Origin of the sequence: Amycolatopsis sp. NPDC059021 (assembly GCF_042739895.1) — a bacterium.
GTDB lineage: Bacteria > Actinomycetota > Actinomycetes > Mycobacteriales > Pseudonocardiaceae > Amycolatopsis.
This window is the reverse complement of record NZ_JBHYIQ010000085.1, coordinates 38,482-44,882: the sequence shown is the minus strand read 5'-3', so window position 1 is coordinate 44,882 and position 6,401 is coordinate 38,482. Positions and strand designations below refer to the sequence as shown.

Below are 6,401 nucleotides of genomic sequence, written 5' to 3'. Positions count from 1 at the left end.
GACCTTGAGGGACTTGAGTTCCCTCAAGGTGGCCTTCAGAGCGTCTTTCACCCTGCGCGCAGGACGACCTTGCGGGCCCCGATCGGCGCGGTGAGCGGGACCGGGAGGGTGATCTCCTTGACGTGGTCCGGGCAGACCTGGCTGCGGGCCGCGCGGATCACCATGATCAGCACGACCACCTGGCGGTCGTCCTGCTCGGTGGCCCTGGCGTCGAGCTGGTCGCAGCCGCGCTGCTCCTCCTGGATGTACAACGTCTTCCCGCCGTCCGCGGCCGCGACGGGGCGCGCGTAGCCGTCGCCCATCCCGCTGCTGTCGACCTGCGTCGCGGGCAACGCCGTGTCGCCCGCCGGGACGCCCTGGGTCGGACGGCTCTGCCCCGGCGGATTCCCAGGCGGGTTCCCGGGCTGGGCCACCGGCGGAGTCGCCGACGTCGACGGCGGCGGCACCGAAACCGACGGAGCCAGGGTGTCCGTCTTGACCGGAGTCGTGCTCTTCCCGTCCGTGTATTCCTGGCACGCCGCCAGCGTCACCAGGAGCGCGCCGATCCCGAAGACTCTCACCGCGTTCCGCATACCTTCCAGACGGAACCGGCGCCGCGGAGGTTGCACGGGTTCAGCGATGAGCCGCCCGGCCGCGGACGAGGCCGAGCAGCACCACTCCCGCCAGCGTCACGGCGAGCAGCAGCACGGTGCTCGCCGAGGCGAGGAAAACCTGCCCGCGGTCGGTGAGCGCGAAGATGCTCGCCGGCAGCGTGCGCCAGTCCGGCGGGTACAGCATCATCGTCGCGCCCAGCTCCCCCATCGACATCGCGAGCGCGAGGCTCGCCGACGCCGACATCGCCGGGAGCAGCACCGGGAGCCGGACCCGCAGCAGCACCCGGGCAGGGCTCGCGCCGAGGCTCGCCGCGGCCTGCGCGAGCAGCGGATCGACGCGGGCCATCGCGGCGGAGACCGTGCTGTAGGCGAACGGCAGCAGGATCATCAGGTGCCCGAGCAGCACGATCCAGCGCGTCCCGTTGAACGCGAGCGGCGGGCGGCTGAACGCGACCAGCAGCGCCAGGCCGAGCACCACCGAGGGCACCGCGATCGGCAGGTGGAACACGGTGTCCACGACGCGCCGCACGCGGGACGGCGCCTTCTCCGCCGCGAGCGCGGCCCACGTGCCGAGCAGCACCGCGGCGGCCGAGGCGACGACCCCGGTCTGCACGCTCACCGACAGGCTCGCGAACGTCTCCCCCGACAGCGCGTCCGCGAAGTGCGTCCCGGTGAAGCCGCCCGGCAGCACTCCGGTCCAGTGCCCGGCGAACGACGCGAGCACGATCATCACCAGCGGCGCCAGCACGACCGCGGTGAACAGCACGCCGAACACCGCCCACAGCACGATCTTGCTACGCCGCGTCCACAGCAGCACGACGTCCCCCCTTCACGGCCCAGCGGTAAACCCCGTACAGCGCAAGGGAAAGCGCGACGTTGACCATCGCGACGACACACGCGGCGGGGAAGTCGAAGGTGACGATCGCCTTGCCGTAGATCACCGTCGGCAGCGTGGCGACGTCCTTCGCGCCGAGGAACAACACGATCCCGAACTCGTTCATCGCCAGCAGCATGGTGAGGCAGGCACCCGAGGCCAGCGACGGCAGCGCCTCGGGCAGGACCACCCGCCACAGCACCCGGCCGGGTTTCGCGCCGAGGCTCGCGGCGACGTCGAGCTGAGCGGCCGGAACCTGGCCGAACGCGGCCAGTGCCGGGCGCATCACGAACGGCGTGTAGAAGGTGATCTCCGCGAGCAGCACACCCCACGGCGAGTACAGAAACCCACCTGCACCAAGGATTCCCGCGCTGCCGTAGAGGAAGGTGAACGCCAGCGCGATCAGGAACGACGGGAACGCGAGCACCGTGTCGACCAGTCGCGACAACGTCCGCGCGCCGGGAAACGGGACGAACGCGATCACCAGCGCGAGGAACGTGCCGAGCAGCACGCACCCCGCGGTCGCGCCGAGCGCGAGCGCGATGGTCTGCCAGAGCGCGTCGCGGAATTCGGCCGAGCCGAGAACGTCGGCCCAGACCGACAGGCCGACCTCACCGGACTTCGCCGTCAGGGACTGCCCCGCGACGAGCACCAGCGGGTATCCGAAGAACCCGAGCAGTACGACCAGCGGGGGCAGCAGCCAGGGCAGCCAGCCGCGCTCCGGCCTGCCCCGCTCGCGGACCCGGCCCCTGGCGGCTTCGAGTGCTATGCCGGTCACCTCTGCGCCCCGATCCCGACGAGCGGACAACCGTCCGGAATGGACACCCCGACCGGTTCCCCGACACCGGGCAGTCCGTCCACACCGGACACCTCGGCGCGGATCTCGCTGCCGTCGTGCCGCAGTTCGAGGTCGATCCGGTAGCCGCTGCCCCGCCACTGGACACCACGCACCAGCGCGGGGAGCGCGTCCGGACTGCCGGCGTCCCGCACCTCGACGCGATGCGGCCGTACGCCGAGCGCGACGGCCTGCCCGTCGGCGATCACGCCGGTGGCCTCGGCGGCGATCTCGCGTTCGCCGAGACGAACCGTGACCAGCCGATCGCCGTCGGCGCGGATGAGCTCGACCGGGATGAGGTTGGACGCGCCGAGGAAGCTCGCGGTGAACTCCGTCGCGGGATAGCGATAGAGCTGCTCGCAGGGGCCGAGTTCGACCAGCCGCGAGTCCCGCATGACCGCGATCCGGTCGGCCAGCGCCAGCGCCTCGCCCTGATCGTGGGTGACGTAGATCAGCGTCGTGTCCGGCAGTTCCGCCCGCAGCCGCAGCAGTTCGGCGACCATGTCCTCGCGCAATGCGGCGTCCAAAGCGGACAGTGGCTCGTCGAGCAGCAGCACGCGGGGGCGGATCGCCAGCGCCCTGGCGAGGGCCACCCGCTGCTGCTGCCCGCCGGAAAGCTCCCTCGGATAACGCCGCGCGTACTTCCCCATGCCGACGAGTTCCAGGACTTCGCCGACGCGGCGCGCGGCGTCCGCTTTGGACATCCGGCGCGCCTTGAGCCCGAACGCGACGTTGTCGGCGACCCGCATGTGCGGGAACAGCGCGTAACTCTGCACGACGACGCCGAGCCCCCGCCGGTGCGGCGGGAGATCCGTGACGTCCTCACCGTCGAGCAGGACCCGTCCCGCGCTCGGCCGGACGAACCCCGCCAGCGCCTTGAGCGCGGTCGACTTCCCCGATCCGGACGGCCCGAGCATGGCCAGGGTCTCGCCGCGCGCCACCGTGAGATCGAGCGGCGCCAGTGCCCTCGTCCGTCCGAAGTGGACCTCGACGCCGCGGAACTCGACCGCCGGGGTCATCGGCCCACGGCCTTCTTGTACGCGGCGAGGGAGGCGTCGAGCCCGCCGAGCACCGCGGTCCAGTCCGGCTGCCAGATGTCCACACCGGACAGTGCGGCCTTGACCTTCTCCGCCTTCGGGCCGCTCGTGGTCACGTCGGCGCGCGCCGGGATCCCGTACGCGTCAGCTGCTTTCGCCTGGGCTTCCGGCGAGAACAGGAAGTCGAGCAGCTTCTTGGCGTTGTCGGCGTGCGGCGCGTTGGTGACGAGCCCGGCGTAGTACGGCAGCGCGAACGTCGAGCGTTTGCCCTGCGCGTCGGCCGGGAAGAACACCGAGAAGCCACCGCTCTTGTCGATCTCGGCGAGGTTCATCTGCACATCCCCGTTGGCGACCAGGATCTCGCCCTTGGCGACCTTCGGCTGGAGCTTGCCGGTGGACGAGGAAGGGCCGACGTTGCTGGCCTCCAGCCGGTGGAGGTAGTCGAGCGCGCCCTGCTCGCCGAGGACGTGCTGGAGCTGCAGGAGAACCGCGGTGCCGTCGCCCGCCTCGCCGGGCGTGGAGTACTGGATCTTGCCCTTGAGCGACGGCGCGAGGAGATCGTCCCAGGTCTTCGGCGCCGGGGTCTGGGCGTTGTGGATGAAGCTCAGGTAGTTGTTCATCATCGCGAAATAGCGGCCCTGCGGGTCCTTCTGCGGGACGGGCACCTGGTCGGCCCCCTGCGGGCTCGACGGTGCGAGCAGGCCCTGGGCGGCGGCGCGCTGGATGAACGGCGGCAGCGTCACCAGGAGATCGGCCTGGGTGTTGGCCTTCTCCTTCTCGACCCGGGAGGCCACCTCGCCCGAACCGGCGGTCACCGCCTGGACGGTGATGCCGGTCTTGGCCTTGAACTCCTCGAACCGGGCGGTGTACCAGTCCTCCAGTCCGTCTACTGTGTACACCACGACGCTCTTGTCACCGCTCGCGCCGCCCGCGGTGCCCCCGCACGCGGTCAGCACGGCCAGCAGCGTCGCGGCGAGGGCGGCGGTCACCAGCCGCTTGGTGGTCTTCATGTCTTGCTCGCTCCTCAGGCAGGGTTCAGCAGTTCGGGGAGTTCACGGATCGAATCGAGGACATGGGTGGCTCCGGCCGCGACGAACTCGTCCCGCTTGCCGGAACCGGTGAGCACACCGGCCACAATGGACGCTCCGGCACGGAGTCCGGTTTGGACGTCTACCGGGGTGTCCCCGGCGACGGCGACGTTCCGCACGTCACCGATCTCCAGCCGCAGCGCCGCGGTCAGCACGAGGTCGGGATACGGCCGTCCGCGCACGCCTTCACCGGGCGCGAGCACGAGATCGGCGACGTCGTGCCAGCCCAGCGCGTCGAGGATGGCGTTCTGCGTGGCGGGGGCGAACCCGGTGGTGAGGGCGACCTTGACGCCGTTCTCCCGGAGACCGCGGATGACGTCCTCGGCGCCCGGGATCGGCGCGCATTCGCCGCCGGCGACGAGTTTTTCGTACGCGCGCTGGAACTCTTCGTTGGCGGCGACGGCCTTGGCCTCGTCGCCGAGCATGGCGCGGAAGACGGTGATCTTCGACTGGCCCATGGTGTCGATGACGTACTTCAGCATTTCCGGGTACCGGCTGTCCTCTTCGGACACTCCGGCAGCGGCGATGGCGGCGGTGAAGGCCCGCACGACGAGCCCGTCGTCGGCGACGGTGGTGCCGGCCATGTCCAGTACGGCCAGTTCGATGGTCACAGTCCCAGCTCCTCTGCGGTGTCTTCGGCGATGGCGGGTGAACAGGTCATGCCGCGGCCGCCGGGCCCGGTGACCAGCACGGCGTTGCCGGCGACCCGCTCGCGGTGCACGATGCGCGCCGGATCGGTGGCCTGCGCGTAGACCCCGGCCCAGCGACGGCGGATCCGGGGCAGCGGACGGCCGAGCAGCGCGGCGGCGACCTCGGCGAGATGGTCGTACGGGTCCTCGTCGACGTCGAAACCGAACGGCTCGTCGTACTCGTGGGTGTCGCCGATGGTCAGCGAGCCGTCGAGCCGCTGCACCATCAGCAGCTGCATGGCGTTGCGCGCGGCGACCTCGCCCTGGGGCTGCCCGGAGTTGAGCGCGTCGAGGGCGTCGCCACGGTAGGCCGGGTAGTAGCGGAAGCTGTCGGCGTCGGCGACGGACGTGGTGAGCGGTTCGCCGAGCGGCTCGGTCTGGGCCATCTGCAGCCGGACGCGGCGCACCGGCGCCGGGCCCGCCAGCTCGCGGACGAGCCCGCCGAGCCACGCGCCGGTGCAGAACACGACGACGTCCCCGACGTGCCGCTCGCCGCGGTCGTCGACTACGCCGTTGCCGGTCAGTTCGCGGACTTCGCGACCCGGGAGCCAGGTGTAGCGGCCGGTCTTTTCGAGCGCGGCCCGCAGCGCGGGCTGGGCGACGCGGGGCTCGACGGCGCCGTCGCGATCGCACCACAACGCACCGAGGAAGTCGCCGCGCAACGCGGGATTCAGCTCGCGGGTCTCGGCGGCGTCGAGAAGCTTGAACCCGCGATCGGCCGCCTCCGCGCTCGCCGTCACCTGCCGCGCCACGGCGAGTTCCGCCTCGGTGCGGACGACGGTGAGGGAACCGTTGGGACGGAAACCCACCCCCGGCACCTCCGCGCCGATCCGCTCCCACAGCACGCGGGCCCGCTGGGCCGTCGCCAGCTCCGGCCCGGAGGCACGGCCCCCGACCCAGACCAGCCCGAAGTTCCGCACGGACGCGCCGCGCGCCTCGGGCTCGCGTTCGAGCTGGACCACTTCATGACCGCGTTCGACGGCCTGCCAGGCGTGCATCGTGCCGAGCACGCCACCGCCCACAACAAGGATTCGCACGCCGCCTACGCTCGCCGCCGGCCGCCAACGGAGCCTGGCCACCGGACGAACGCCGGGTGAAGCGACCCCGAATATTGGACCAGATGAGTTACCGTTCCGTTATATTCTGCCGCCACCATCGCCCTCATGTCGCGGGGGGGGGCGGGTTGGCCCGGGGAATGAGGTCACACGCGTGGGGTGGAGCACCCCCCCGCCCGCCCCCGAGCGGCTGAGGTGGGGGGGGAGCGCTGTGGGGGGGGGTAGGTGGT

General features: G+C 71.4%; 7 protein-coding genes. All 7 read right to left on the bottom strand.

Annotated elements, in window-relative coordinates; all coding sequences use genetic code 11:
• Positions 1 to 47 precede the first annotated feature (47 nt).
• From ACFWX1_RS36090 to ACFWX1_RS36060, 7 genes are read right to left on the bottom strand one after another with little or no spacing between them, the layout of a single operon-like run.
• The gene (locus ACFWX1_RS36090; protein ID WP_378394286.1) at positions 48 to 572 is read right to left on the bottom strand and encodes a hypothetical protein; all 525 of its coding nucleotides are present in this window, start codon (positions 570 to 572) and stop codon (positions 48 to 50) included.
• A 40-nt stretch (positions 573 to 612) separates the two neighbouring features.
• On the bottom strand, positions 613 to 1,410 hold the full coding sequence (locus ACFWX1_RS36085; RefSeq protein WP_378394285.1) for an ABC transporter permease: 798 nt from the start codon (positions 1,408 to 1,410) through the stop codon (positions 613 to 615).
• Complete coding sequence (locus ACFWX1_RS36080) at positions 1,388 to 2,245, bottom strand: 2-aminoethylphosphonate ABC transporter permease subunit (RefSeq protein ID WP_378394284.1); 858 nt, start codon at positions 2,243 to 2,245, stop codon at positions 1,388 to 1,390. Before ACFWX1_RS36080 ends, ACFWX1_RS36085 begins: the two co-directional genes overlap by 23 nt.
• Positions 2,242 to 3,321, bottom strand: a complete 1,080-nt coding sequence (locus ACFWX1_RS36075) for an ABC transporter ATP-binding protein (RefSeq protein WP_378394283.1) — start codon at positions 3,319 to 3,321, stop codon at positions 2,242 to 2,244. Before ACFWX1_RS36075 ends, ACFWX1_RS36080 begins: the two co-directional genes overlap by 4 nt.
• Positions 3,318 to 4,349 (bottom strand): 2-aminoethylphosphonate ABC transporter substrate-binding protein, encoded by a 1,032-nt coding sequence (locus ACFWX1_RS36070; RefSeq protein ID WP_378394282.1) that lies wholly within the window; start codon positions 4,347 to 4,349, stop codon positions 3,318 to 3,320. Before ACFWX1_RS36070 ends, ACFWX1_RS36075 begins: the two co-directional genes overlap by 4 nt.
• A 14-nt stretch (positions 4,350 to 4,363) precedes the next feature.
• Positions 4,364 to 5,038 (bottom strand): phosphonatase-like hydrolase, encoded by a 675-nt coding sequence (locus ACFWX1_RS36065; protein WP_378394280.1) that lies wholly within the window; start codon positions 5,036 to 5,038, stop codon positions 4,364 to 4,366.
• Complete coding sequence (locus tag ACFWX1_RS36060; RefSeq protein ID WP_378394279.1) at positions 5,035 to 6,153, bottom strand: TIGR03364 family FAD-dependent oxidoreductase; 1,119 nt, start codon at positions 6,151 to 6,153, stop codon at positions 5,035 to 5,037. The genes ACFWX1_RS36065 and ACFWX1_RS36060 overlap by 4 nt, the downstream gene beginning before the upstream one ends.
• Positions 6,154 to 6,401 lie beyond the last annotated feature (248 nt).

Bases quoted from the DNA above. Each gene is read 5' to 3' on its own strand.
- ACFWX1_RS36070 (WP_378394282.1), bottom strand. From the start codon at position 4,349: ATGAAGACCACCAAGCGGCTGGTGACCGCCGCCCTCGCCGCGACGCTG.
- ACFWX1_RS36075 (WP_378394283.1), bottom strand. From the start codon at position 3,321: ATGACCCCGGCGGTCGAGTTCCGCGGCGTCGAGGTCCACTTCGGACGG.
- ACFWX1_RS36090 (WP_378394286.1), bottom strand. From the start codon at position 572: ATGCGGAACGCGGTGAGAGTCTTCGGGATCGGCGCGCTCCTGGTGACG.